The organism is Allobosea sp. 05L423 (genome assembly GCF_056397745.1).
Window position 1 is genome coordinate 682699 of the sequence record NZ_JBFTOA010000001.1, and the last position, 24359, is coordinate 707057.

25 protein-coding genes and 1 tRNA gene are annotated in these 24359 nt (G+C 67.1%); 12 read left to right on the forward strand and 14 right to left on the reverse strand.

Annotation, left to right across the window (positions count from 1 at the left end):
• Nucleotides 1-74: 74 nt before the first annotated feature.
• The 4 genes from AC1DNE_RS03485 (at nt 75) to AC1DNE_RS03500 (ending at nt 5533) form a co-directional block, all read left to right on the forward strand.
• The gene (locus AC1DNE_RS03485; protein ID WP_441471694.1) at nt 75-2894 is read left to right on the forward strand and encodes a phosphoenolpyruvate carboxylase; all 2820 of its coding nucleotides are present in this window, start codon (nt 75-77) and stop codon (nt 2892-2894) included.
• 221 nt (nt 2895-3115) lie between these two features.
• Entirely contained in the window at nt 3116-4681 is a 1566-nt protein-coding gene (locus AC1DNE_RS03490; RefSeq protein ID WP_476765897.1) for an AMP-binding protein, read from the forward strand.
• 13 nt (nt 4682-4694) lie between these two features.
• Complete coding sequence (locus AC1DNE_RS03495) at nt 4695-5366, forward strand: DUF1190 domain-containing protein (protein ID WP_476808305.1); 672 nt, start codon at nt 4695-4697, stop codon at nt 5364-5366.
• Nucleotides 5367-5446: 80 nt separating this feature from the next.
• Nucleotides 5447-5533: transfer RNA gene (locus AC1DNE_RS03500), tRNA-Leu, on the forward strand.
• Nucleotides 5534-5567: 34 nt separating this feature from the next.
• Here the strand turns inward: AC1DNE_RS03500 and AC1DNE_RS03505 are convergent.
• Nucleotides 5568-6167 (reverse strand): DUF6778 family protein, encoded by a 600-nt coding sequence (locus tag AC1DNE_RS03505; RefSeq protein ID WP_441471697.1) that lies wholly within the window; start codon nt 6165-6167, stop codon nt 5568-5570.
• A 133-nt stretch (nt 6168-6300) separates the two neighbouring features.
• Nucleotides 6301-6948, reverse strand: coding sequence for a DUF938 domain-containing protein (locus tag AC1DNE_RS03510; RefSeq protein ID WP_441471698.1), 648 nt, complete (start codon nt 6946-6948; stop codon nt 6301-6303).
• A gap of 126 nt (nt 6949-7074) precedes the next feature.
• Between AC1DNE_RS03510 and AC1DNE_RS03515 the strand changes: the two genes are divergently transcribed.
• Nucleotides 7075-8337, forward strand: a complete 1263-nt coding sequence (locus AC1DNE_RS03515) for a hemolysin family protein (RefSeq protein WP_441471807.1) — start codon at nt 7075-7077, stop codon at nt 8335-8337.
• A 181-nt stretch (nt 8338-8518) separates the two neighbouring features.
• Here the strand turns inward: AC1DNE_RS03515 and AC1DNE_RS03520 are convergent, their stop codons facing one another.
• From AC1DNE_RS03520 to AC1DNE_RS03535, 4 genes are all read right to left on the reverse strand, one after another.
• Nucleotides 8519-8833, reverse strand: a complete 315-nt coding sequence (locus AC1DNE_RS03520) for a hypothetical protein (protein ID WP_441471699.1) — start codon at nt 8831-8833, stop codon at nt 8519-8521.
• Nucleotides 8834-8994: 161 nt separating this feature from the next.
• Nucleotides 8995-10173, reverse strand: a complete 1179-nt coding sequence (locus AC1DNE_RS03525) for an FAD-dependent monooxygenase (RefSeq protein ID WP_441471700.1) — start codon at nt 10171-10173, stop codon at nt 8995-8997.
• Nucleotides 10174-10247: 74 nt separating this feature from the next.
• On the reverse strand, nt 10248-10499 hold the full coding sequence (locus AC1DNE_RS03530; protein WP_441471701.1) for a zinc-finger domain-containing protein: 252 nt from the start codon (nt 10497-10499) through the stop codon (nt 10248-10250).
• Nucleotides 10500-10576: 77 nt separating this feature from the next.
• Nucleotides 10577-11554, reverse strand: a complete 978-nt coding sequence (locus AC1DNE_RS03535) for a heparan-alpha-glucosaminide N-acetyltransferase (protein ID WP_441471702.1) — start codon at nt 11552-11554, stop codon at nt 10577-10579.
• 109 nt (nt 11555-11663) lie between these two features.
• On the opposite strand from AC1DNE_RS03535, the gene AC1DNE_RS03540 reads away from it, so the two are divergent.
• Together AC1DNE_RS03540 and cysE are read left to right on the forward strand one after the other, a co-directional pair.
• Nucleotides 11664-12431, forward strand: a complete 768-nt coding sequence (locus AC1DNE_RS03540) for an alpha/beta fold hydrolase (RefSeq protein WP_441471703.1) — start codon at nt 11664-11666, stop codon at nt 12429-12431.
• Nucleotides 12432-12618: 187 nt separating this feature from the next.
• Nucleotides 12619-13467, forward strand: coding sequence for a serine O-acetyltransferase (cysE, locus tag AC1DNE_RS03545; RefSeq protein ID WP_441471704.1), 849 nt, complete (start codon nt 12619-12621; stop codon nt 13465-13467).
• Between the two features lie 141 nt (nt 13468-13608).
• On the opposite strand, the gene AC1DNE_RS03550 is transcribed toward cysE, so the two are convergent.
• On the reverse strand, nt 13609-14526 hold the full coding sequence (locus tag AC1DNE_RS03550; protein WP_441471705.1) for a LysR family transcriptional regulator: 918 nt from the start codon (nt 14524-14526) through the stop codon (nt 13609-13611).
• 120 nt (nt 14527-14646) lie between these two features.
• Between AC1DNE_RS03550 and AC1DNE_RS03555 the strand changes: the two genes are divergently transcribed.
• Together AC1DNE_RS03555 and AC1DNE_RS03560 are read left to right on the forward strand one after the other, a co-directional pair.
• A complete protein-coding gene (locus AC1DNE_RS03555; RefSeq protein WP_441471706.1) occupies nt 14647-15969 on the forward strand; it encodes a serine hydroxymethyltransferase in 1323 nt (440 codons plus the stop codon).
• A gap of 24 nt (nt 15970-15993) precedes the next feature.
• Nucleotides 15994-16491, forward strand: coding sequence for a GNAT family N-acetyltransferase (locus tag AC1DNE_RS03560; RefSeq protein WP_476765899.1), 498 nt, complete (start codon nt 15994-15996; stop codon nt 16489-16491).
• Between the two features lie 56 nt (nt 16492-16547).
• Here the strand turns inward: AC1DNE_RS03560 and AC1DNE_RS03565 are convergent, their stop codons facing one another.
• From AC1DNE_RS03565 to AC1DNE_RS03575, 3 genes are all read right to left on the reverse strand, one after another.
• Nucleotides 16548-16889 (reverse strand): hypothetical protein, encoded by a 342-nt coding sequence (locus AC1DNE_RS03565; RefSeq protein ID WP_441471707.1) that lies wholly within the window; start codon nt 16887-16889, stop codon nt 16548-16550.
• Between the two features lie 294 nt (nt 16890-17183).
• Nucleotides 17184-17906, reverse strand: a complete 723-nt coding sequence (locus AC1DNE_RS03570) for a class I SAM-dependent methyltransferase (protein WP_441471808.1) — start codon at nt 17904-17906, stop codon at nt 17184-17186.
• A gap of 335 nt (nt 17907-18241) precedes the next feature.
• On the reverse strand, nt 18242-19621 hold the full coding sequence (locus tag AC1DNE_RS03575; RefSeq protein ID WP_441471708.1) for a serine hydrolase domain-containing protein: 1380 nt from the start codon (nt 19619-19621) through the stop codon (nt 18242-18244).
• A 166-nt stretch (nt 19622-19787) separates the two neighbouring features.
• Between AC1DNE_RS03575 and AC1DNE_RS03580 the strand changes: the two genes are divergently transcribed.
• Entirely contained in the window at nt 19788-20000 is a 213-nt protein-coding gene (locus tag AC1DNE_RS03580; protein ID WP_149128549.1) for a DUF3126 family protein, read from the forward strand.
• A gap of 17 nt (nt 20001-20017) precedes the next feature.
• On the opposite strand, the gene AC1DNE_RS03585 is transcribed toward AC1DNE_RS03580, so the two are convergent.
• Nucleotides 20018-20737 (reverse strand): hypothetical protein, encoded by a 720-nt coding sequence (locus tag AC1DNE_RS03585; protein ID WP_441471709.1) that lies wholly within the window; start codon nt 20735-20737, stop codon nt 20018-20020.
• Nucleotides 20738-20914: 177 nt separating this feature from the next.
• Here AC1DNE_RS03585 and AC1DNE_RS03590 point away from each other — a divergent pair, with 177 nt between their 5' ends.
• Together AC1DNE_RS03590 and AC1DNE_RS03595 are read left to right on the forward strand one after the other, a co-directional pair.
• Nucleotides 20915-21241 carry a DUF6949 family protein gene (locus AC1DNE_RS03590; RefSeq protein ID WP_441471710.1) on the forward strand — a complete coding sequence of 109 codons (327 nt, stop codon included), beginning with the start codon at nt 20915-20917 and terminating at the stop codon, nt 21239-21241.
• A 56-nt stretch (nt 21242-21297) separates the two neighbouring features.
• Nucleotides 21298-21828: a gamma carbonic anhydrase family protein gene (locus AC1DNE_RS03595; RefSeq protein ID WP_441471711.1), complete on the forward strand. Its 531-nt coding sequence runs from the start codon at nt 21298-21300 to the stop codon at nt 21826-21828.
• Nucleotides 21829-21965: 137 nt separating this feature from the next.
• On the opposite strand, the gene AC1DNE_RS03600 is transcribed toward AC1DNE_RS03595, so the two are convergent.
• From AC1DNE_RS03600 to AC1DNE_RS03610, 3 genes are all read right to left on the reverse strand, one after another.
• Nucleotides 21966-22601: a transglutaminase-like cysteine peptidase gene (locus AC1DNE_RS03600; protein ID WP_441471712.1), complete on the reverse strand. Its 636-nt coding sequence runs from the start codon at nt 22599-22601 to the stop codon at nt 21966-21968.
• A gap of 386 nt (nt 22602-22987) precedes the next feature.
• The gene (locus AC1DNE_RS03605; RefSeq protein WP_441471713.1) at nt 22988-23602 is read right to left on the reverse strand and encodes a PilZ domain-containing protein; all 615 of its coding nucleotides are present in this window, start codon (nt 23600-23602) and stop codon (nt 22988-22990) included.
• Between the two features lie 60 nt (nt 23603-23662).
• Nucleotides 23663-24232, reverse strand: a complete 570-nt coding sequence (locus tag AC1DNE_RS03610; RefSeq protein ID WP_441471714.1) for a PAS domain-containing protein — start codon at nt 24230-24232, stop codon at nt 23663-23665.
• Between the last annotated feature and the right edge of the window lie 127 nt (nt 24233-24359).

Consider the following 24359-nt stretch of genomic DNA (forward strand, 5'->3'; position numbering starts at 1 on the left):
GCGGTCATCCGATGCTGCAATGCAGCACGAACCGGCTGTGCCTACGAAGCCGGACGCGCCACGGGAGGGCGGTCATGGCTGCAGAGATCGCGCAGGAAAGCCCGGTAGTTCCCGGCGTCGAGGCGCTCGCAGACGAACTGCTGAGTCGGATCGAGGAGGCGCGCCGGGATTCTCGCGACGACCCCTTTGGCAACCCGGTGCTGCGGGTCACGCTCTGGCTGACCCGGCTGATGGACCGCAGCGAACTGACCGTGGAAGGGGCAGGCGAACTGGTTCGTCAGCTCGGGCGGCAGGCTCTGCGGCAGCGGGCCGTGCGCGTCGCCCGCTATGTCGGGCTCGACAAGGATGAAGCGACTGTGTTCTCCGGGTTGGCGGAGGGAGTGGCCGGTGCGGCCGCGTCCTTCGACGATTTCCGGCAGGCCGTGGAGCGGGCGCGCTTTGCCGCCGTCTTCACCGCGCATCCGACCTTCGGCATGGCGCGCCGGCTCTGCCATGCACTCGCCGATCTCGCCTCCGGCGGCACTGCGGGGGAGGCGGTCGTCGGAGAGGCCGATCTGAGCTTCCGCCCCGATGGCCGGATCACGCTGCAGGACGAGTTCGAGCAGGCGCGCTACGCCGTGCGCCATGCGCGCGATGCCCTCGACCGGCTGAACGCCGCGTTCTTTGCTATCGCCCTCGAACGCTGGCCCGAGCGCTGGACCGAGCTTGCGCCGAAGCCGATCACGCTCGCTTCCTGGGTCGGCTGCGATACGGACGGGCGCACCGATATCGGCTGGTGGGACACGCTGCGCTACCGGCTGGAATCGAAGAGCGGGCAGTTCGCGCGCATCCTCGAAAAGCTGCCGAACGTGCCGGTGGCTGGGCCTGTCCACGCGCTGGTCGGCACGGCGTTGGCGGCAGTGGAGCGCCAGCTCGCGCTGGCGCCGCCGATCGGCACGCAGCCCTCGCTGCAGGCCTTGCAGGCCTTCGCGCTCTCACTGGTGCATGAACGCGAGACCGCGCTGCCGGAGGCCTCCGGCCTGATCGAGATGCTCGACGCAGCCCTGGCCGATGCCGCCGACGACGAGACGCGGCTCGTACTTGCACAGATCCGGGCCGGCTGCCTCGCCCATGGCGTCTCGATCGCGCTGCCGCATTTCCGGCTCAACGCCTCGCAGCTCCACAACGCGCTGCGCTCGGTCATTCCGCTGGAGGAGGAGCCAGGCCAGCCCGCCCAACGCCGCGCCTTCCTCGCTGCGGCCAATACCGAGCTCGGCAAGGTCGAACCGGTTGCCGTCGATTTCGGGGCGCTGGCGGCCGAGCGGGCCTCGGCGGCGCGGATGATGATGACGATCGCGCAGATCGTGAAGCATATCGACGGCACGAAGCCTGTGCGCTTCCTGATCGCGGAAACCGAGACCGGCTACACGCTGCTCTGTGCGCTCTGGCTCGCCAGTCGCTTCGGTATCGCCGACCGGATCGAGATCTCGCCGCTGTTCGAGACCTCGGACGCGCTGGAACAGGGGCCGCGCATCATCGACGAGGCACTCCGTAGCCCGCATTTCCGCGAATACCTCAAGCGCCACGGGCGGCTGTGTATCCAGTTCGGCTATTCCGATTCCGGGCGCTATATCGGGCAGGTCGCCTCGACCTTCTGGGTCGAGCGGCTGCGCATCCGCATCTGCGAGCTGCTCGCGCGCTACGAACTCGAGGATGTCGAGCTCGTCATCTTCGACACCCATGGCGAGTCGGTCGGGCGCGGCGCCCATCCCGACAGCCTGTCGGACCGGCTGGCCTATCTTGACCCGGCCTATGCGCGGCAGGCCTTCGCGCGCGCCGGCATCAGGACGGTACGTGAGACCAGCTTCCAGGGCAGCGATGGCTATCTCCTGTTCGGCACCTCGCAGCTCGCTGGTGCGACGGTCGGCCGGATCGCCGAAGCGGTGTTCGCGCCGACCCAGGAGGTGGACGACCCGATCTATGACGAGCCGGATTTTGCCAGCGAGTTCTTCCAGACCGTGCGCGAGGAGATGAACGTACTGGTCGACGACCCCGGCTACGCCGCCCTGATCGGCACCTTCGGCCCCTCGCTGCTCGACAAGACCGGCTCGCGCCCGGCCGCGCGCCAGTCGGAAGGGACGGGGCCGACACGCATCCGGCATCCGCGCGAGCTGCGCGCCATCCCCAACAACGCCATCCTCCAGCAGCTCGGCTGGATGGCGAACAGCATGCACGGCGTCGGCCACGCGGCCTCGCGCTCGCCGGATCTTTTCCGCGCCATGCGCGAGCGCTCCGAGCGCTTCGATCGCGCCTATCGGCTCGCAGCCTATGCGATGGCGCATAGCGACCTCGACGTGCTGCGGGCCTATCTCGACTCGCTCGACCCCGGCAGCTGGTTCGACCGGGCACGCCGAACGGTGCGCGAAGGCCGGCGCGAGGAATTGCTGGCGGTGGCGGAAGCGCTGTCGCGGCTGGAGCTGGCGCCCGCGCTGCGCCGCCTGTTCTGGCGGCTCTCGGCCGATGCGCTGAAGCTAAAGGTGGCGGCGGAGGACACCCCGCAGATGCCGGCGCGGCTTGCGGCGCTCCATGCTCTCAGGCTCGCGGCGATGCACCGGATCTGGCTTGCCTGCGCCCATATCCCGGATTTTCGGCCGCATGCGGGGCTGACGCGCGAGGCGTTGATCGAGCGGCTGCTGCGCCTCGATGTGCCGGCCTGTCTCGCTTTCCTGGCCGAGATATTCCCCCGCGATCCCGACCCGACCATCGGCCTCGATTTCGGCGAGCCTCCGGGTCCGCGCGAAGGCGGCACCTACGAGGCCCTGCACCGCGACGTCTTCGCGCCGATCCTGGCGCTGTTCGCGCTGATCCGCGAGATTTCAGGGGCGATCCAGCACGAGATCGGGGCCTTCGGGTAATGCCGGGAGGCGGCTGCCGCGCCCCGCGCGTCATGGTCGGGCTTATCCCGACCATCCACGTCTTCTCTTCTTCGAGGGCAGTGTTCAAGACGTGGATGCTCGCCACAAGGGCGAGCATGACGGCTGTGGCACCCGCGCATTGTCTGAAGCAGCGTTGAAACCGGCGCCGATCTCACTAGTTTGACCGGCAGAGGACATGCTGACCGGGAGACGCGCCAGATATGGCCGCCACCAGCTTCGACGCCGCGGGCGCGCGGATCACGATCTTTCGCGCCCTGCTGCAGACCATCGCGCGCCACGGCAAGGGCCGCATCGCGCTGGAGGACCCCGAGCGTCAGCCGATCACCTATGGCCGGCTCGTGCTGGGCGCGCTGGTGCTCGGCCGCAGGCTTGCGGCGCTGACGGCCCAGCGCGAGCATGTCGGCGTGCTGCTGCCGAACATGCAGGGCATGGCGGTGACTCTGTTCGCACTCCTGGCCTATGGCCGCGTGCCGGCGCTGCTCAACTTCACGGCCGGCGTCCGCAACCTGCGGGCGGCGGCGGAGGTCGCGCAGCTCAAGACCATCGTCACCTCGCGCCGCTTCGTCGATCAGGGCAAGCTGGATGAGGAGGTCGCGGCGCTCGGCGAGGGGCGGCGCGTCGTCTATCTCGAGGACCTCCGCAAGCAGATCACCAGCTTCGACAAGGCGCTCGGCGCGTTGCAGAGCCTGCTGCCGGGGCTCGTCCATCGTTCCTATGAGGCCAAGCCGGACGACACGGCCGTCATCCTCTTCACCTCGGGAACCGAGGGCAAGCCGAAGGGCGTGGCGCTGAGCCATGCCAACATCGTCTCCAATGCGCGGCAGGTCTTTGCCCATGCCGCCGGCGCGATCTCCGAGCGGGACGTCTTCATGAATCCGCTGCCGGCCTTCCACTCTTTCGGGCTGACCGCCGGGATGATGGTGCCGCTGCTGCACGGCATGAAGGTTGTGCTCTATCCGAGCCCGCTGCACTACAAGCAGGTGCCGAAGCTGATCGGCGACATGAAGGCGACCTTCCTGCTGGCGACCGATACGTTTTTGCAGGGATACGCTCGCGCTGCGGAAAAGAACGATCTCGGCAGCGTGCGCTACGTCGTCGCCGGGGCGGAGCGGGTCAAGGCCGAGACGAAGCGGATGTGGGAGCCCTACGGCACCACCATCCTCGAAGGCTATGGCTGTACCGAGTGCTCGCCGGTGCTCGCGGTCAACACGCCGGCGGCGATCCGGGAGGGCACTGTCGGCAAGCTCCTGCCCGGCATCGAGGCGAAGCTGGAGCCCGTCGAGGGCATCCATGAGGGCGGCCGGCTTACCGTGCGCGGGCCGAACGTCATGGCCGGTTATCTCGACCCGGAGCAGCCGGGTCGCGTCATCCCGCCGGAGGGCGGCTGGCACGACACCGGTGACATCGTCGTGATCGAGGACGGCTTCGTCGCGATCCGTGGCCGGGCCAAGCGCTTTGCGAAGCTCGGCGGCGAAATGGTTTCGCTCGCAGCGGTCGAGACCATGATCGCCAAGCTCTGGCCGGACCAGAACCATGTCGTGGTCGGCCTGCCCGATCCGCGCAAAGGCGAGCAGCTCATCCTCGTCACCGAGAAGCCCGACGCAGACCGTGCGGCGCTGCAGGAGGCGGCCAAGGCGCAAGGCTTCCCGGAGCTGTGGGTGCCGCGCGCCATCCTGGTGACGCCATCGATCCCCGTGCTCGGCAATGGCAAAATCGACTATGGCGCAACCCGGGAGCTCGCCGCCTCGCGGCGCGCGCTGCTGTAAAGCCATAATTGTAATGTTGTTTCACCGCATGATGATTCCGGCCTCGATTCTCGTTACGCTGCGCGTCGCCGCGCTTGCGCCTGCCCTCTCGCTTGCGAGCCCAGGCGATCTGGCGGCCCAGAGCCCCGGAAACACCTATGTCCGGCGCGACGAATGCATCGCAGGCGGCCTGCTCAGCGCAGAGCAATGCGAGTTCGCCTATCGCAACGCACGCGCCGAATTCGAGCAACGGGCGCCACGTTACGCCACGCGCACGGCCTGCGAGCGTGCCCACAAGCGCTGCGGGGCGCAGGTCGTCTCGGCCGGCGGCTGGGAATCCTTCGGCAAGGGTGGCGCGACCTATGTGCCGCGTTTCGTCGGCGTCAGGGTGACGGGCGAGGGCGCAGCGAGGCGGGCCCTGCCCGTGGTCGAAGGCAGCGCCAAGGTCGCCTTCGTCGGCCGCCCGGTGACGGAACTGCAGGACAAGGTTGGGGGCCGGCAGGGCGTGATCGGGCTTGCCAGCAGCGTCGGGCGCGGCGCACACCGCCATTCCGAACAGGCCTCCGGCACCTATGTGAAACGCGGCGACCGCGACGACACGGTGCGCGTTCCGATGGAGGAGAAGAGCATCGGTTCGAACGTGCCGCCGGGGCTCTATGTCGATCCAGACGGGGTCGAATGGTACAAGCCGGCGCGCCCGCACTGAGGGAACGCTGCGATCGCCCTGTGCGAAGGCGGGCCGGAGGCTTGCGCGCACCGTGCCCGCCCGCTATCGCTGTGACGCCTGCGGACGTGGCGAAACTGGTAGACGCACGAGACTTAAAATCTTGCGCCTTCAAAGGCTTGCGGGTTCGAGTCCCGCCGTCCGCACCAAGCTGGCCGCGAGGTGATTCATCAGCAGCCCGGTCTAGGGAGCGTGTTGCGGCGCCAACCAGTCGCGATACTTGGTGGCGAAGTTCAGGGCCAGACGATCGATCGGATCGGCCATCAAGGCCGCATCGAGCATTGTTCCGCCGATTCCCTGGCCGGCCAGCGCGATCGCGCTGAACTCCGGATAGTTCACGAGGACAGCTCCGGTTTTGGCGTCTGTCACGCTGACATCGGCGACCATCTCGTGGCCTCCGCCCACGACCACCCGCTGGATGGCCGAGGCGATGTAGAGCCGACGCAGATTGATCCTGATTTTCACCGGGCGGTGACCGGTCATGACCGGCTTCAGCTGCTCCTCGAGAGCGTTGCCGATCTTCGCGGAAGCCAGCTTGGCGACAAAAGCGCGCGCTTCAGGCGTCTTGGAGAGTTCTTCGGATTCGGCCTCCGACCGTCCCTTGGATCTCGCATAGGCGCGGTCCCCGTCCCCCCACCACAGGGTCGCTGCAACGTCGGTTTCTACATGGATGCTGGCGAGGCGGAAGGTTTCGACGTCCCGCTGCGACAGCGGGTTTTGCATGGTGACGCAGCCAGCAAGAACAAACGCCAAAAAGCCTAGGCATAGAATACGCTTAATCATGAACGCCCCCTTGGATCAGTGGCCGGCGTAATCCAGCGCTCGCCGGATTCGCCAGCCCGACGAATGGACGAGACAGAGGCTTTGCGGGGGTGGCTTTGGCAGGCGCCTGCGGAGCTTTCGACGGCGGTTTCTCTCAACCGGCTCGGAAGATCACGCTCAGATTGTTGGCTGGCATCTCGATGACTTGCGGGGTGCCGAAACCGTTCGCTGCGGCAAGGGTCGTAATCTCTCCGAGGTCGCGGAGGCCCCATTCAGGATCGCGGCCGCGCAGGCTTTCGTCGAAGGCCGCGTTGCTCGGTTCGAGCGGCCGACCGGGCCGGCGATAGGGGCCGTAGAGATAGAGTGGGCCATCCGGCTTCAGCAGCAGCCGCGCCTGGCGGAACAAGCCCTCGGTGGCCCTCCAGGGCGAGATATGGATCATGTTGATGCAGAGAATGGCGTCGGCAGCTTCGACCGGCCATTGTGGGGCACAGGCGTCGAGCATCAGCGGCGGCAGGATGTTTGTTAGCCCGGATGCCTGCGTCCAGGCTGCGATGCTCGCCAGCGCGTCGGGAGCGGGATCGCTCGGCTGGAAAGTCAGGGCGGGCAGGGCGGCCGCGAAATGGATGGCATGCTCTCCGGAGCCGCTCGCGATCTCCAGCACAAGCCCGGAAGGCGGCAGCACATGGCGCAACACGTCCAGGATCGCATCGCGATTACGCTCGGCGGCCGGTGCCTGCAAGCGGCGGTCGATGCCCGCATGTTCGCCCTGCGTCGGTTGCCAGAACCTCGACTTCGTCATCATTCGCTCACGATTCTTTCGTCTGGCTTATCGCGTTAGTGCAACGATCCGCTATAAGGAGCGTGGAAGCGGGCTGCCAAATGTCGCAGCGCCGCAGCAAACGGATTGGTTTTGTTAACCGAAATCCTGATCGTCCTGGCGCTGACGATCGTGAATGGACTTCTCGCCATGTCCGAGCTCGCGGTAGTTTCGTCGCGGCCGGCTCGCCTCAGGGTCCTTAGCGACCAGGGCAACAAGGGCGCCGCGACCGCGATTCGCCTGGCCGAAGACCCCGGCCGCTTTCTCTCCACTGTTCAGATCGGCATTACGCTTGTCGGTGTGCTCTCCGGTGCCTTCTCCGGCGCCACGCTGGGCGCGCGCCTGTCGGAATGGCTGGGCACCCAGGGTTTTTCGCAATCGGTGTCGGATACGCTCGGCGTCGGCATCGTCGTCGTCGCGATCACCTATCTGTCGCTGATCCTCGGCGAATTGGTTCCGAAGCAGATCGCGCTGCGCGACCCCGAGCGTGTGGCGGCACGCGTCGCTCCCGCGATGTTGTTCATGTCGAAGATCGGCGCGCCACTCGTATTCCTGCTCGACGTCTCCGGCAAGTCGGTGCTCGCACTGCTCGGCCAGAAGGGCGAAACTGACGAGAAGGTGACCGAGGAGGAGGTGCGCACCATCATTGCCGAGGCGGAGACCGCCGGCGTGCTGGAGCGCGACGAACGCGAGATGATCGCTGGCGTGATGCGACTGGCGGACCGCTCGGCGCGCGCCCTGATGACGCCGCGCCGCGAGGTCGAGGTGATCGACCTGTCGGATAGCGCCGAGGAACTCCGCCAGCAGCTGAAGGACTGCCGCCGCTCGCGCCTGCCGGTTCAGGACGGCGAGTCGGATTCGATCATCGGTGTCGTGCTGGTGAAGGATCTGATCGACTTCCTGGCCGCGGGCGACATCGAGGAGCTGCGCCGACGTGTCCAGGATGCCCCGATGGTGATGGACACCGCCGACTCCCTGCATGTGCTGCGCGAAATCCGCTCCAGCCGCGTGCATATGGCGCTGGTCTTCGACGAGTACGGCCATTTCGAGGGCATCATCACCCCAGGCGACGTGCTCGAGGCGATCATCGGCGCCTTCCAGGAAGAGGAGGAGGACGAGCCGGCCATCGTGACGCGCGCCGACGGGTCCTATCTCGTTGCGGGCTGGATGCCGGTCGACGAGTTCTCGCACGAACTCGGTATCCCGATCCCGCGCGACGCCGACTTCCAGACGGTCGCCGGCTTCATCCTCGCGGAGATGAACCATCTGCCCAATGTCGGCGAAAGCTTCGACAAGGGGTTCTGGCGCTTCGAGGTCGTCGATCTCGACGGCCGCCGCATCGACAAGATTCTGGTCAGCCGGATCGAGTGAGCCTCCAAAGCCGGCTCTCACTCAAAATACAGAGCCGTCTTACCGATTAGCCTGCACCGGCAGGCTGTTCGGAACGGGTTCCAGATCGCCTTGCGTCCCTTCGGACGCGAAGTGGCGATCTGTCCCCTTGTCAAAGCATCGCGTTCTTCCGAAAAGTGGATTCCATTTTTCGGCCAATGCTCTAGCGGCGCGGCTCGTCCGGCTCGATGATGCGGTATTCCGCATCGATCACCTCGATCCGTTCGGTTCGCTGCGGTCCGCCGGCGAAGGGATCGGCACGGTCGAAACCGGCCGCCTTCAACTTGGCCTTGAGGCGCCAGACCGCGATCACGCCGGCTATGGCGACGATCGGGATCAAGATCAGGGCGAGGCTCGCCGCGACCAGAAACAGGGTGATGCCGACGACGAAGCTCGCCGCCATGGCGAGCCATGCTGCCCAGCGCGGCATCGCGCGGGCCCGGCCATTGAGTTGCTCGTAAAGGTTGACGCGGATCATCTCTCTTTCATCCCTCTCCGGACCTACAGATAGGGATGGAATGCGGCGATGACGAGATCAGCTGGAGCGCCGCACGTCCGGCCGGACGCGCTAAGGGTGACCTATCTATCTGTTTCGCATCGGATTTTTCCGAAAAGGGGATTCCGCTTTTCGGTCCGATGCTATATGTCGCGCCAGTCGTAAAGCCAGCCATAGCGGTTGCGCAGCCCCTCGGGGCCGAGCCTTTTCAGGGCGAAATCGCGGGCGATGCTGAGCGGCCAGCCGAGATGGTAGTTGCGGCCGTTGCCGCGGCTTTCGTCCTGCACCCGGGCGACGCGCCGGGCCCTGGCTCCCGCATAGGCGGCGAAGGCGGCGGGGACGCCTGCGGCGCCGTCGCGGCCGAGGGCCTCGGCCAGCAGGCGCGCCAGCACCGCGGCATCCTCGATCGCGAGCGAGGCGCCCTGGGCGAGGAAGGGCAGGATGGGGTGGGCGGCGTCGCCCATCAGCGCGATGCGCCCTCCGGCCATGGCGGCGGGCTTGCGGTCGAACAGCGACCAGACCTGCCAGCCCTGCGCCGCACCCGTAAGCTCTCGCAGCGCCGGGGAAGCGCCGGAGAGATGCTCGGTGACGACGCTGGCGTCGCCGTCGCGCGACCAGCCCTCACGGGCTTCCTTGGCCTGGCGGACGACGACGACGTTGATCTCCCTGCCGCCGGCGACGGGGTAATGCACGGCATGCCGGCCGGGGCCGAGATGGAGCGTCACGCGCGGCTTATCGACGGCGCGGGCCGGCACGACGGCGCGCCAGGCTTCGTAGCCTGTGAAGACTGGCGGCGAGGCATCGCCGGAGAGGTCCCGCACGCGTGACCACAGCCCGTCGGCGCCGATCAGCCCGAGCGCGGAAATCGTCTCGCTGCTGCCGTTCTGCCCGCCGAGCCTGACCGCGACGCCGTTCGCGTCCTGACTCACCTCCTGTACGCCGCGGCCGACCATCAGGCGGATGTTCGGCATGGCGCGCGCGGCGTCGAGCAGGACGGTGTGAAGGTCGTTGCGCCTGAGCATGCGGAACGGGGTCGGCATGTGCTCCGGGCTGGAGGGCATCTCCAACACCTGCGAGCCGTCGCGCCAGCGCCGGATCATCAGCCCGTGCGAGGAGACGCTGACGCGCTTCAGCGGCAGCGTCAGGTCGAGAGCATCGAGCACGCGGCCGGAATTGGAGGTGATCTGGAGACCGGCGCCCGTCTCGCCGAAGCCGGTGCGCTTCTCGACGACGGTGGCGGCGATGCCGCGGCGGGCCAGTGACAGCGCCATGGTCAGCCCGCCGATGCCGGCGCCGGCGATGACGAAATGAGGAGCAGACACGAAGGATGCCCTTGATCGATGGCGCCGGGAGGGCGCGGGTGCCCCTCAGAACCCGCGCTTCGGCGGAGCCGGCTTCAGGCCGCCTTGGCGGTGTCGTGCCAGGCGCATTCCGGCGGGGTGCATTCGGCGCCCTTCAGCGACGGCTCGTATTTGAACAGCGTCGAGCAGTAGGGGCAGATGATCTCGCTGTCCGAGCCCATGTCGAGGAAGACATGCGGGTGGTCGAAGGGCGGCTTGGCGCCGATGCACATGAACTCGTGCGCGCCGACATGGACGACGGCGACGCCGGGGTCGTTGTGGAAATGCGGAATGCCGGTCGCGGCCATGGTCGTCGCTCTTCAGAAGCTGGAATTCGGGCGCAACCTATCCCGTCAGCCGGCGCGACGCCAGTCCGGGATTTGCATCAACGCTCGCGGAGGCAGGCCTGAGCGAGCGCGCTCACGCGGGCGCCTTCGTCCGGTGAGAGCAGGTCGTCGAGCGCCTTCTGCCAGAGCTGCTCGCGCTTGAGCTTGTCGATGGTGCAGCCGCAGACGGCGCGGCAGAGCTGCTCCGGCACGTCGGGCCCGCAGCTGCGCTGGCATTCGGCCCGGAAGGCACGCTCGGCCGGCGGAGGCGGCGGGGCAACGAAGGTCACCAGCGTCAGGGCGGCGATGAAGACCGGCTGGTGGACGAGATAGACGAGCAGGCTGTGGCGCCCGCCAGAGGCGACGATTCGCGTCGGGAGCATGCGAGGGCGCCAGGCTGCGAGCCGCGTGCCTTCGAGGGGGGGCAGCAGCAGGCGCGCCAGCACGATGCCGGTGAGCACGCAGCCGAACCAGGGGAAGACCGGTACGAAATCGGCCGTCTGAAGCGGCGCATGCGAGAAGCCGAGCCAGGACAGCCAGGGGGCGTCGAGCAGCGGGTGGGCGACGAAGCGCGGCAGCGCGAAAGCGAGCACCACCGATAGCGTCACGACGGCGACCGGCAGCCGCAGGAAGGGCAGGGCCAGCACGCTCGCCAGCGCGATGTGGTGGAGGATGCCGAAGAAGATGAAGTTGCCGGGGATCGCGAACCAGGTGCCCAGCGAAACCAGGGCGGCGGCACCGGCGACCATCGCGAGGCGCTTCAGATAGGCGGGGCGGTTTAGGCCCTTGCGCGTGGCCAGGACGAGGCTGAAGCCGACGACGATCAGGAAGGAGCCGGCGATGCAGCGCGCGAAGATCCGCCAGCCTGGCTCGGCGACGACGTCGGTCTCGATCAGCCCGAAGAAAGAGAGATCATAGGCGAAGTGGTAGACGAACATCGCCAGCAACGCGATGCCGCGCGCGACGTCGACGAAAGCGAAGCGGGGCGATTGCGTCGTCGCGGAGGGGGGTGGCGCGCTGTTGGCGGTCTGGCTCATGGCGATAGTTCATAAGCAAGCCGCGCCGCAGCGGCTACCCAAAGCCCGACCTGCATGGCAGGGAAGGGCAACAACCGGTTTCGTCATCCCGCCTCGTTCCGAGATCCGCATGCAGAGCTTTTCCTCCGACGGCGTGAAGATCGCTTTCATCGATCTGGCCCCGACTGGCGACACGCCGCAGCACCGGACCGTGGTGCTGGTCCACGGCTTCGCCTCCTCCCACATGACCAACTGGGTCAACACCCAGTGGACGAAGACGCTGACCCATGCCGGCTACCGCGTCGTCGCGCTCGACGACCGCGGCCATGGCCAGAGCGAGAAGCTCTATGAGCCCGCTGCCTATTCCTCGGAGATCATGGCCGAGGACGTGCGCCGCCTGATGGATCATCTCGACATCCCGCGCGCGGCCGTGATGGGCTATTCGATGGGCGCGCGCATCTCGGCGCATCTGGCGCTGGCGCATCCGCGCCGGCTCGATGCGCTGCTGCTCGGCGGGCTCGGCATCCATCTCGTCGAGGGCGTCGGGCTGCCGCTCGGCATCGCCGACGCCATGGAGGCGCCGTCGCTCGACGTGCTGACCGACTCGATGCAGCGCATGTTCCGCGCCTTCGCCGAGCAGACCAAGAGCGACCTCGGGGCGCTCGCCGCCTGCATCCGCGGCTCGCGCCAGACTCTCACGGCCGAGCAGGTCGGGCAGATCGCGATGCCGACCCTGATCAGCGTCGGCACGAAGGACGATGTTTCAGGCTCCGGCCCGGAGCTGGCGAAGCTCATTCCCGACGCGGAATCCTTCGCGATCGAAGGGCGGGACCACAACCTCGCGGTCGGCGACAAGAGCCATAAGCAGGCCGTCCTCGACTTTCTCGCGCGTTTGTGAGAACGTCGCGGATGAATAGAGGCAATCTGGAAAAGCGGGCGACGCCAATGTGTTGTCGACATTCCCTGAAAAACTGAATCCGCTGCCTCGCTTTTTGATTCAACTTTGGTCGGCTTGAGCCTTTGGTGCGGACGCCAGCTTGTGGCTAGGCTGTCCTCCTGTTGACGACCCTTTCCGGAGAATGATCATGCCGTCAGGGCGCTCTGCCGTGGAAGCACGCGATCTCACGACCGGCCTCAACCGGCTCGACCCCGTCTGGTCTCGCCTGCGTGGCGAGGCCGAGGCGGCCGTTGCGGCCGAGCCGGCGCTGGGCACTCTCATCGTCGCCTCGATTCTCAACCAACCCTCGTTCGAATGCGCGGTCGCCCATCGCGTCGCGGCCCGGCTCGGCCATCCGGCAGTGACGGCCGATCTGATCGAGCAGGGCTTCGCCGAGGCGATGGCCGATGACGAGACGATCGGCGCCGGCATGCGTGCCGACGTGATGGCGGTGCTCGACCGCGACCCGGCCTGCTACCGCGTGCTCGAACCGGTGCTGTTCTTCAAGGGCTTCCACGCGTTGCAGTGCCACCGCCTGGCGCATTGGCTCTGGACGCGGGATCGGCGCGATTTCGCGCTCTATCTGCAGGCGCGCTCCTCGGAGGTTTTCCAGACCGACATCAACCCGGCCGCAAAGATCGGCAAGGGCGTGTTCCTCGACCATGCCACTGGCCTCGTCGTCGGCGAGACGGCGGTGATCGAGGACGATGTCTCGCTGCTGCATGGCGTCACGCTTGGCGGCACCGGCAAGCAGGGCGGCGATCGCCATCCGAAAATCCGCAAGGGCGTGCTGATCGGCGCGGGCGCCAAGATCCTCGGCAATATCGAGGTCGGCCAGTGCAGCCGCGTCGCGGCGGGCTCGGTGGTGCTGACAGCGGTGCCGCGCAACAAGACCGTGGCGGGCGTGCCGGCCAAGGTCGTCGGCGAGGCCGGGTGCGCCGAGCCATCGCGCTCGATGGACCAGATCCTCGAAGGCAATTGCGGCGCCTATATCTGAGCCAGGCCCCTATTTTCGGTAGCCCTCATCCTGAGTAGCCATTCCGTTGGGAATGGCGTTTCGAAGGATGTTTCAGGAGGCTCCGGAACCAGCTGGAGCATCCTTCGAGACGCCGGTCGCGCTGCTCCTCAGGATCGGGGCTCACAAGACCGCGAGGGCACTTGGAGAATCTTCCCGTGCCGAGCGCGCCAGCCATTCCATGATTTCGCCCCGGCGGGCATGCGCGCCGGGGCCGATAGCCGGCGTCAGCGTTGGCCGGTCCGGCGTCGCCATGGCCTGTGCGAAGGGCGCGACGAGCCGCCGGTTCGCGAGATGGGGTGCAACGAGGCTCATCCGGCCCATCAGCACGCCCGAGCCTGACAGGCAGGCATCCAGCGCCAGACTGTAAAGCGAGAAGGCCGGGCCGCGCCCGGAGTCGATCCGGGCTTCCGGAAGCGCAAAGGCAAGCCAGCGCGCCCAGTCGTTGCGCCAGACGGCATCGTGCAGCAGCGTCTGCCGTGCGAGGTCGGCGGCGGACGAGATCTGGCTGGCGAGAGTCGGGGCACAGACCGGCAGGATGGCGTCGTCGCCGAGCTGCTGGGCTCCCGCCTCGGCCGATACCCGGTAGAACAGCGCGAGATCGTATGGCTCCCGGCGCGGATCGGGCGGCTCCTCCATGGCGGTGAGCGAGATCTGCAGGTCCGGGAAGGCCTGCTGCAGCGCCGGCAGGCGCGGCGAGAGCCAGAGCTGGGCGAGACAGGGCAGGGCTGTGATAGCCAGCGGACGATGCGGCTCCGCCTCCCGCAGTGCCTGAACGGCCTGACCGAGCATGTCGAAGCCGCGCGTCAGCCTCGGCAGGGCCTCGCGCGCCGCATCGGTCAGGGTGACGCCCTGCGCCAGCCGGCGGAAGACCGGGAAGCCGAGCGTCGCTTCGAGCTGCCGGATCTGCTGAGTCACGGCGCCGGCCGTGACGCCGAGTTCGTCCGCCGCCCTGGTGAAGCTCTCCAGCCGCGCCGCCGCCTCGAAGGCGCGCAGCGCGTTGAGCGAGGGCAGGCGCGGGCGGGGCGGTTTGACGGGCACGGCGAGCATCCGGTTCGAGGCTGAGATTTTCTCAGCCTGCGAGCGAGGAATACTCGTTTGCGCGCGACGCGGCAAACCGCTGATATGCCAGAAGGCAGGCGACAGCGGAGGGAAGGTGGCATGACGGCACTGGGCAGGCGCAATTGGGTGCCGCAGGCGAGCGAGGACTATGTGCTCAAGGTCGCCGGCGAGACGGCGAGCCAGCCGCTCGAGGCGATCGCGGCGCGGATCGACACACTCGCGGCGGAGAATCGCGCCATCCATGAGCGCGACTGCGTCAACCTCAACCCCGCGACCAACGTCATGAACCCGAAAGCTGAAGCGCTGCTCTCGGCGGGGATCGGGGCGCGGCCCTCGCTTGGCTATCCCGGCGACAAATACGAAATGGGGCTGGAGGCGATCGAGCAGATCGAGATCATCGCCGCCGAGCTGGCGGCCGAGGTCTTCGGCGCTGAATATGCCGAGATCCGGGTGCCTTCGGGCGCCATCGCCAATCTCTACGCCTTCATGGTCGCGGCCAAGGCGGGCGACTGCATCATCGCGCCGCCGGGCGAGATCGGCGGCCACGTCACCCATCACGGCGCCGGCGCTGCCGGGCTCTACGGCATCGTCACCCATCCGGCGCCGATCGACCCGGTGAACTACACGGTCGATGTCGAAAAGCTCAGGGCGGATGCACTGCGGCTCCGGCCGAAGCTGATCTCGATCGGCGGCAGCCTCAACCTGTTTCCGCATCCGATCCGCGAGATCCGCGCCATTGCCGACGAGGTCGGCGCGCTCGTCCTGTTCGATGCGGCGCATATGTCCGGCATGATCGCCGGCCATGGTTGGCAGCAACCGCTGGAGGAGGGCGCTCACCTGATGACGATGAGCACCTATAAGAGCCTGGGCGGGCCGCCTTCCGGGCTGATCCTCACCAACGATGCCGAGATCGCGAAAAAACTCGACGCCATCGCCTATCCAGGCCTCACCGCCAATTTCGACGCGGCGAAATCGGCCTCGCTCGCGGTTTCCTTGCTCGACTGGAAAGCGCATGGCCGCGCCTATGCTCAGGAGATGGCCAAGACCGCGAAGGCGTTGGCCGAAGCGCTGTCCGAGCGGCAGGTGCCGGTCTTCGCCCGCGACCGCGGCATGACAACCTCGCATCAGTTCGCGATCGAGGCCGCGCCCTATGGCGGCGGGCAGGCCGCGGCGAAGAAGCTGCGCGCGGTCAACATCCTGTCCTGCGGCATCGGCCTGCCGCTGCCGGCAGTCGCTGGTGACGTCAACGGCCTCAGGCTGGGCACGCCCGAGATCGTGCGCTTCGGCATGACCGCAGCCGATATGCCGGAGCTGGCGGGCTATATCGCCGAAGGCCTCAACGGCGCACGCTCCGCCGCGGCCGTGGCGAGGGACGTGACGGCCTTCCGCGGACGATTCCGGGAACTGCATTTCATGCGCTAGGATGGGTTCCGGAGGCAGGAGCTCATGAGCATCGACATCAGGCTCGAGCGGCCGGGCGACGAGGCTGAAATCGCGGAGATCACCACGGCGGCCTTTGCCAAGGCGCAACACAGCAGCGGCGCGGAGGCGGCGATCGTCTCCGGCCTGCGGGAGGCGGGGGCGCTGAGTCTGTCGCTCGTCGCCGTCGAGGGCGGCGGCGTCATCGGCCATGTCGCGTTCTCACCAATCGAGATCGCGGAAGTGATGGGCGCCTGGTACGGGCTCGGCCCGGTTTCGGTCTCGCCCCTGCGGCAGCGCCGCGGGATCGGCGGAGCGCTGATCGAGGAAGGCCTCGCCCAGTTGCGCGCGAGCGGGGCGACCGGCGTCGTGGTGATGGGCGATCCGGCCTTCTACCATCGCTTCGGTTTTGCCAGCGATGGCGAGTTGCGGTTCGGCGATGCCCCGCCGGCCGCTCTGCAATGGCTGGCCTTCAAGGCGGCGGCGCCGCGTGGCGAGGTGCGTTACCACCCGGCCTTCGGCTGAAGGCGGCCCATTTCCGCGTTTCGAGAAAGCGCGGAAATGCCCTTGCCGCGCAGTCGTCAGGAGTCGCCAACTGGCGCAAAAAAGCAGAGCAATTCGCCGGCATCGTTGATGCAGAGATGCCAATGCCCGTCAGGCGACGGCGTGGCCTTGTCGTAGGGGATTTCGAGCTTCAGGGGCACGCGGCGCTCCTTCGGCCACATCGGGTGTTCGCCCGGCAGCACTGTCACGACGAAGCCGCCATGGACTTCCCGCACGGCCTCTGCCTCCAGCGGCGCGCAGTCGGCGCCGGAGCAGCAGTAGAACGGGTAGTCCCAGCGGCTTGGCGCCTGATGGGAGAATGCGCGCGTCGCTCCCAAGGCAAGCAAAGCCGCCACGGCGATTGAAGCGATCACACGCATCGGCCGGCCCTCGCAATTAAAATGCGGCGCAAAGGCGGCGAATGCGTGGCGGGTGGCGCGGATGATTGCGCCATCGCCGGAAAGCGCTGCTCGCGCCAGGCTGTGCCGTCAGCGTGCCGCACCACCGGGCTCGGCCGTGCGCCGAGCATCCAGGTCTTGTGTGGCTATCGACCTCGGCATGTGCGGGTTCAGGTCGAGGGCCGTGCGCGGTCCAGCGGCAATGTCCGAAGCGGGCGGAGAGCCGACACTGGCGATCTGCCAGCAAGCGGACACCATCTGCCTGCCGGCTCGCAATTAGCCGCGGTACGTAGCCAGGCAGGCGCCCCAAAACAGGCTGGAAAAGTACCATGTTGGCGGCCCAAATCCGGCAGCCTCCAGCAAAGCAGCGACCTCGTTCTCCGATGCGGGCGGATCGGCGCCCTGCAAAATCTTGGCGCGCTTCGCTTCGACTTCGGCGGGCTTTGCTCCGTGCATGCGCCAGCGCTCTGCCCAGGCCGCCAGCAGCAGAGGTTCGGCGGCGTAGGCAAAGCGATTGCCGGCAAGAATGAGTGGAGCGCCGGGTTTCAGCCGTGACGCAATGGAGTCGAGAATGTCGCCCTTGGCCTTTCTTCCCGGGAGATGATGCAGCACGCCGATCAGCGTCGCGGCGTCGAAATCGCGCACGGCGGGAAGCTCTTCGACATAGCCGATCGCGATCTCCGTCCGATCAAGGAATCCGAGCTCCTGCAACCGCCCCGCCGTAACATCCATCATCTGTGCGGATGGGTCGACGGCGACAAATCTCCAGCCCGGTTCGAGAGATGCGGCGCTGACAATCTCCTGTCCGCCGCCACCAGCTCCAACGGCGAGCACTCGGGCTGCGTTGCCCGGACCTAGCGTCGCCGCCAGCATGCAGGCCGAAAGCTCATGACAAGCTTCGTAACCTGCCAGCGCAATGCGGCTCTGGATGAGATACTCGCCGGCGCGGTCGGCGTCGAATTTCGCGACGGAGATGGGTGTCGGTTCAGCAGAGGCCATGGCTACCTGGCGAAGTTTTGCGAGCGCCCGCGTCGTTGTTGGGCGACATGAGCCTTTCAATTGCTCATGCAGGCCGCCACGGCAAGATTTCGACAGCCAGGGGCAGGGCGCGCCTTGCGCACGGCGCTTCTGCCCAAGAGCGGACGCCGGCAATGCCCGAGATGAGCTGAGAGCGGTCATGGGATGCGGGCATGGCATACGCAAAATTGAGGCTCTGGCGCATCGGAAATGGCGATGCGCGAGAGCGACAGTGACGCACGACGACCGATTGCTCCCACAGGGCGAGCATGAAGGGGGCAGGGACCCGGGCTCGAGACCCGAATGTGCGGATGCCGTCAGGCTCCCTTAGGGGGCTCATAGCGCGCCAGCATCTCGGCGCGCATTTCCTCTTCGCCGACGAGACGGCCGCCGCCGAGGCGAACGGAACGCACGGCGCCGGTCTCGTCGCGCTGGAGTTCCGCCGTCTCGCCGGGGCTGCTGAAGCCGGAGGCGCGCGTGATGCGGCCGCGATCGGGCGCCTCCAGCGTAATCTCGGGGGCGTCGAGGAAGGGCATGAGCAGGGCCGGGGCGGTGACGAGCACCTGCTTCCCGACCGGGACGAGATCATTCGCGCCCCAGATGGTCCACCAGCGGCCGGCCCAATCCCGCGCTTCCGCCGGCGGCGCGCCGCGCTCGGCGAAGGTCTTGAGGATATGGGCGACGCCGTCGAGCCAGGGGTGGGCGAGGCCGTCGATGGCGTTGGTCAGCACCGCGACGGTAAGGTCCTGCTCGGGGAAGACGCAGGTGCGGGTGATGAAGCCCTGGAAGCCGCCGGAATGGCCGAACCAGCGCCAGCCGCCTTCGCCGCCGGAGATGGTCCCGAGGCCGTAATGGCGCCCCAGGCTCGACTCGTCGTCCGGCCAGAGGCGCCGCGTCATCTCACGGCGGCTGAGGGCCGAGAGGATGCTGGTCTCAGCCTTCGGCGAGAGCTGCGCGAAATAGCGCGCGACATCGGCGGCCGTGGCGACGAAGCCGGCGGCGGAGGTCATGGCGTGGCCGGGATTGTCGGCGGGGATGACGACGCGCCGGCCGAGCGGCTGCGTGCCGCTATGGCCCTTCGCCATGGGGCGGTGGCCCCGGAGCTCGATATCGGCCTTGGTTTCGAGCAGCCCGGCCTTGGAGACGACCTCGTCGGTGATCCACTCATCGTAGCTCAGGCCCGTCACCGCCTCGATGACGAGGCCGAGCAGGGCGAAGCCGTGATTGGAGTATTTGAAGCGCTGCGAGCCGGAATAGACCGGAGCCACGGCGAGATCGGCGAGCAGTTCCGCCTTGCTGCAATAGGGTTTGCGGTCGAGGAACTGGCCGTTGTCCGGCCCGTCGCGGGTCAGGCCCGCACTGTTGGAGAGCACCTGCTCGATGGTGACGTCGGCGATCTCGGGATGCAGCCCGTCGATGAAGCGGCCGACCTTGTCGTCGAGCCGCAGCCGGCCTTCCTCGACCAGGCGCAGGATGCCGGCCGAGGTGAAGCTCTTGGAATGGGAGGCGATGCGGAAGCCGTGGCGCGGCGTCAATGCCTCGCCAGTCGCGAGGTTCGCGCTGCCGAAGGCGGCTTCGAGCACGATCTCCGTGCCGCTAGCAATCGCGACGGCACAGCCGGGCTGGTCATGGTAGCGGCGCTGGAATTCAAGCCAGCTCGCGACATAGGCGAGGGCGGGGGCAAGCCATGGCTTCATAGGTCGGCATCCGGCACGGTTGCGGCAGGTGGCCAGCATCGCATGATTCCGCGGGCTGCCGGCAAGCCGTGGAGATGTAGGGCGGCCATGTGCGGGGCGGCTGCTTTCGCTTGCCCTTCACGGCCTGCCGTGGCATCGCTCCCGGCCAATCGAAAGGACCCTGATCGTGGACAAGAAAGAACTCGCCAAGCTCGAAGCCTATCTGCGCCGCACCTTCAACAACCACGCGATCAGCGTGCGCGCCCGGATGAAGAAGACCGACTCGGCCGAGGTCTATCTGGGCGAGGAGTTCATCGGCATCATCCATGTGGACGATGAGGATGGCGACCGCTCCTTCAACTTCACCATGGCGATCCTCGACGTCGATCTCGAAGACTGAGGCCGCAGCGCGGCGGGCTATCTGATCAGCCCGTCGAGCGTCTGCCGCACGCCGCCGAGCATCAGCGCCCAGTCGGCGATGATGCTGCGCGGGAAGCGGATGTTCACATCCATGCCGCGATGCTGGAAGGTGATGCGGCAGGGCTCGTCGAGATGGGCGGCGGTCTCGATCGGGCAGCGCGCAGCGAAGCCTTTCCCGTCCGGAACCGAGACATAGAATTCGTCGCCCTCGAAGGGCGAGCCCTTGCGGAAGCCGCGCACGACCAGCCCGCCGGGATTCGACCAGACAGTCGGCGTCAGGAAGCGGGCATAGGTCGCAAGCTGGCGCGCCGGCTCATTGACCTTGTCGGGCGGGCTCAGCGTGATCAGCAGGCGCTTCCTGTTCTGCGGCTGAGCCGGGCCGAGGTTCGGCCAGCCGAGCCGCAACCGAGCCATGCCGACGAGGCGGCTGGTGTCATCGTCCTCGTCGAGCCCGGTCAGATCCTTGGGGATCAGCAGAGCGACATTGCCGACACGGGCCGGCTGCAGCGCGGCGGGCTCCTCGGGGCGGCGATGGGTCAGATAGAGCCCGAGCCCGGTTGCCAGCGCGCCTGCTAGCATGATCAGCAGCGCGACCCTGAGCAGGGCGCCATCAGCACGCGGCAGGGGCGCGCGTGGCCGCTGCAAGCGTGTGCGCACCATCGAGGTGAGATGGGCGGCCTGCTGGCCGGGCCGGTGATGGGACAGAGACGCAGTCATTCCGGATACTCTCGCCCGATCCTTCGGACCGGCTCCGCATCACTGAAACACCACCGGCTTAACGGCGCGTAAACCATAACCGGGTGCTTATCGTTAACTATCGGTAAAGACTTGCCTTCACAGTTCGTAAACCATGCGGCAGGCTCTCGCGCGTCGTTCCGGGGAGGGACCGCGCTCGTGACCATTCAGCCTGCCGCGACCGAGGCGCTCCAATCGCTTCTCATCGGCTTTGCCTTCGCAGGGCTGCTGGCCAGCGCGTTTGAGCTGTTCACCTCGCATCGGGCCGACTTCAAGCTGTTGGAAATGGGCGGTCTTGCTGCTGTCGCGAGCGTGCCGGTCGTGGTCTTCAGCGCGCCCTTCCTGATCCTGCGCGATACCGCGCGCAGCCGGCAGATCGAAGGGCGGCCCTTCATGTTCGTGATGATCGCCGGCATGACGGCCGGGGTCTGGGGCATGGCTTCCGGCCGGGTGGTGCTCGATCTGCTGCACATGCTCGGCGCTTGACGGCGAGGGGCTGTCGTCTGCAATCCTCAGGCGGCCGAAGCATCAGGATATCGCTCATGCCGCTCTACGCGCTCGATGGAACAAGACCCGACGTGCCGGGCGAGGGGGCCTGGTGGCTGGCGCCCGATGCGCATGTGATCGGACACGTAAGGCTCGCTGCCGATGTCGGTATCTGGTTCGGCGCCGTCCTGCGCGGCGACAATGAGTGGATCACCATCGGCGAGGGCAGCAACATCCAGGAAGGCTGCGTTCTGCACACCGATATGGGCTTTCCGCTGACCGTGGGAGCCAATTGCACGATCGGCCATCGCGCGATTCTCCATGGCTGCACGATCGGGGAGAACAGCCTGGTCGGCATGGGCGCGACCGTGTTGAACGGCGCGAAGATCGGCCGCAACAGCCTCGTCGGCGCCAATGCGCTGGTGACCGAGGGCAAGGAGTTTCCCGACAATTCGCTGATCGTCGGCGCGCCGGCGCGGGCGGTGCGGACGCTGGACGAAACGGCCGCGGCAGGGATCACCGCTTCAGCCCAGGCCTATGTCCGGCGCTGGCGGCAATTCGCGGCCGGTCTCGAAAGGCTGGACTGAAAAAAAGAAGCGGGCCGGCCTTCCGGGGAGGAAAGCCGGCCCTGGCGAAACCCGATCCTTGGGGACGGGTGGGTGGGGACGTGACCGAGCCTCGCCGTCCTATCGCCGCAGCCGCTTGGTGGCCGCGGAAATCTTCATCAGCGCTGCACCGAGGCGACCGTCGGGGTCTGCGCGCCGCCGAGCGAGGTCCAGCCCGTGCGGTACTGCGACTCGCGCTTGACGTAGACGTAGCCAGTCTGGCTCCAGGGCAGGATTGCGTTGCGCTTGTTGTCGAGCACGAAGTCGCCGCGGTCGGTGCGGATCATCAGCACGGCATGGCCGGCGTTCTCCTCGTCGATCACGACGGTCATCAGCATGGCGCGGCGCGGCAGCCCGGCTTCGGCGAGGCGCTTGCGCTTCAGCAGCGCGTAGTCCTCGCAATCGCCCTTGCCGTCGGTCGGAATGTCCCAGCGATCGACGACACCCCAGTGCTCGTCGTCGGTGACGGCCTCGATCTCCCGATTGACGCTGTTGTTGATGGTGACGATCGTCTTCCACAGCTTGGCGTTCAGCTCGACGCGCTCCGGCTCGCGGGTGTCGGTGCGGCATTCGGACGGTGTGCGCTTGCAGAAGTCCGTCCACGCATAGGGCGCGCGGGCATCGCCAGAGGCTTCGGCCGGAAGGCTCGCGACCGGGATGCCGACCGAGCCTTGAGCATTCGCCACGGTTGCTCCACCGAGCGTGACCAGAGCGGCGAGTGCGGTACCAATCAGATTGCGATGAATTGAGAGCATGTCGTCCCCTTTCTGTCCCGGGGCTGACGATGCGTGCAGGCAAATGGATTCCGGCTGAAATGGAAACGTACAAATTTATGTATTCGACCGAGCGGTCAGCGAAGAATAGATCAGTATCAATCTTGCTGGAATGGGGAAGTAACGATTCGTATCAATCGCACAACGGGATGTTAACCATTAATTCTTTGTTGTTCGGTAGAGGATCATTAACTTACGCATCCCTTAAGCGGGGGGTGTGGAGCCAGCGCGCCAGCTGCCTGCGCTCCGGCTGCGACGCCGCCACGGAGTTCCAGTTTCACAAGAGGATGCCGAGATCGCCGCACGACGTGGCCGCGCAAATTCGGCCGCTCAGGCGGTTTGCGCGAAGCGGCCGGCCGGGCCGGCTTTCAGAGCTCGAGGTTTTCGTCGAGCAGATCGGCGGAGAGCGGGAAGCGGAATTCCGCCGCGTAGCCGCCGTCGAAGCGGCGCACGATCCGCGCCGGCGTCGAACCGATCCGCACCGCAGTGTTGATCGGCAGATCGAGATCGCTCGAAAAGGCGGCGCCCGAGAGCGAAATGTCGACGATGCGGACGACGTATTCCAAGCCGTCCTCCATCGTGAGAATGGAGCGCGGATTGCGCGGCACGACACGCTCGTGTCGGCGATCTTCCGGCAGGCCGAGCTCCTCGCGGTTGGCGAGCCAGGTGAGCTGGGCCGTGAACTTCTCGCGCTTGCGGCTTGTCGCGGTGATGGTCATCGCGAAGCCTTCCAACGTCGTACGGACGCAGGTGCCTTCGATCCGGCCGAGATGTTCGAGATAGGTGATTACGCGGTCGCCCGGCTTGGCCTTGGCCGGAGCGGCCATGTGCACGCCACCGGGCGAGATGTCGATCGTCTGACAGGGATATTCCATGCGGTTGGGCAGCATGTAGCGGCCCAGCAGCACCACCTTCATACGGTGATGCCGCCTGCGCTCAGCAGGAATGGCAGCCGTTCGGGGCGTTTGGAGCGCGCTCAGCATCTATGACCGACCTAGATTCGGGCGGATCGTAGGCGCGGTCTGGTTAACGGATCGTTCCGATCAGGCGCGTCCGCCCGGCAGGACGACGAGACGCGGCGGCTCCGCTCGGCGTGCTGCCGCGGGCGGACGCGAGGCGGCGGCGGGCCAAAGCATCCGCAGCGAGATCATGCGCATCGACTCGATGGTATCGAGGCCGAGCCAGTCGGGCGAGACCGCCGGCGAAAGTGCGCCGAGAATGCGTGCATGGGTACGGCCGCGATAGCGCAGCGGCAGCAGCAGCAACTCCAGGTAGATCGGCGCGCCGGTCCTGGATTCCCCGGAGAGACCGGCGACGGCGCCGGCGCTCTCGTCCATCACGGTCTGGACGAGGCGGCGCATGTCGCCTTGCGATTCGACATCCGGCCAGAGCGCCGTGAAGGCCCGCCCCCTCAGCTCGTGCCCGATCAGCGCGCACAGGCGCGTTCCCGCCAGACGGAAGACGGGGCCGATGGGCTCGTTCTCCAGCACGAAGGTGTCGGCCAGCGCAGGGCGCAACGCACCGGGTTCGATCTCGCCACGCTCCGGCGCGGCCCGCTCGCCACGCAGCGCGTCCCAATATTCGAAAACCAGACGTGTGCTTGTGTTTTTCATCCTGCGCCCATGCTGCCGGCTGCGCCCCCCGGGACGGTGCGGCGACCGAGATTGGCGCAGAACCGTTCGAAAGAGGGACGAATCGCTTCCCCTGATTACCGAAGACGCATTCGCCATGCCGTCTTGC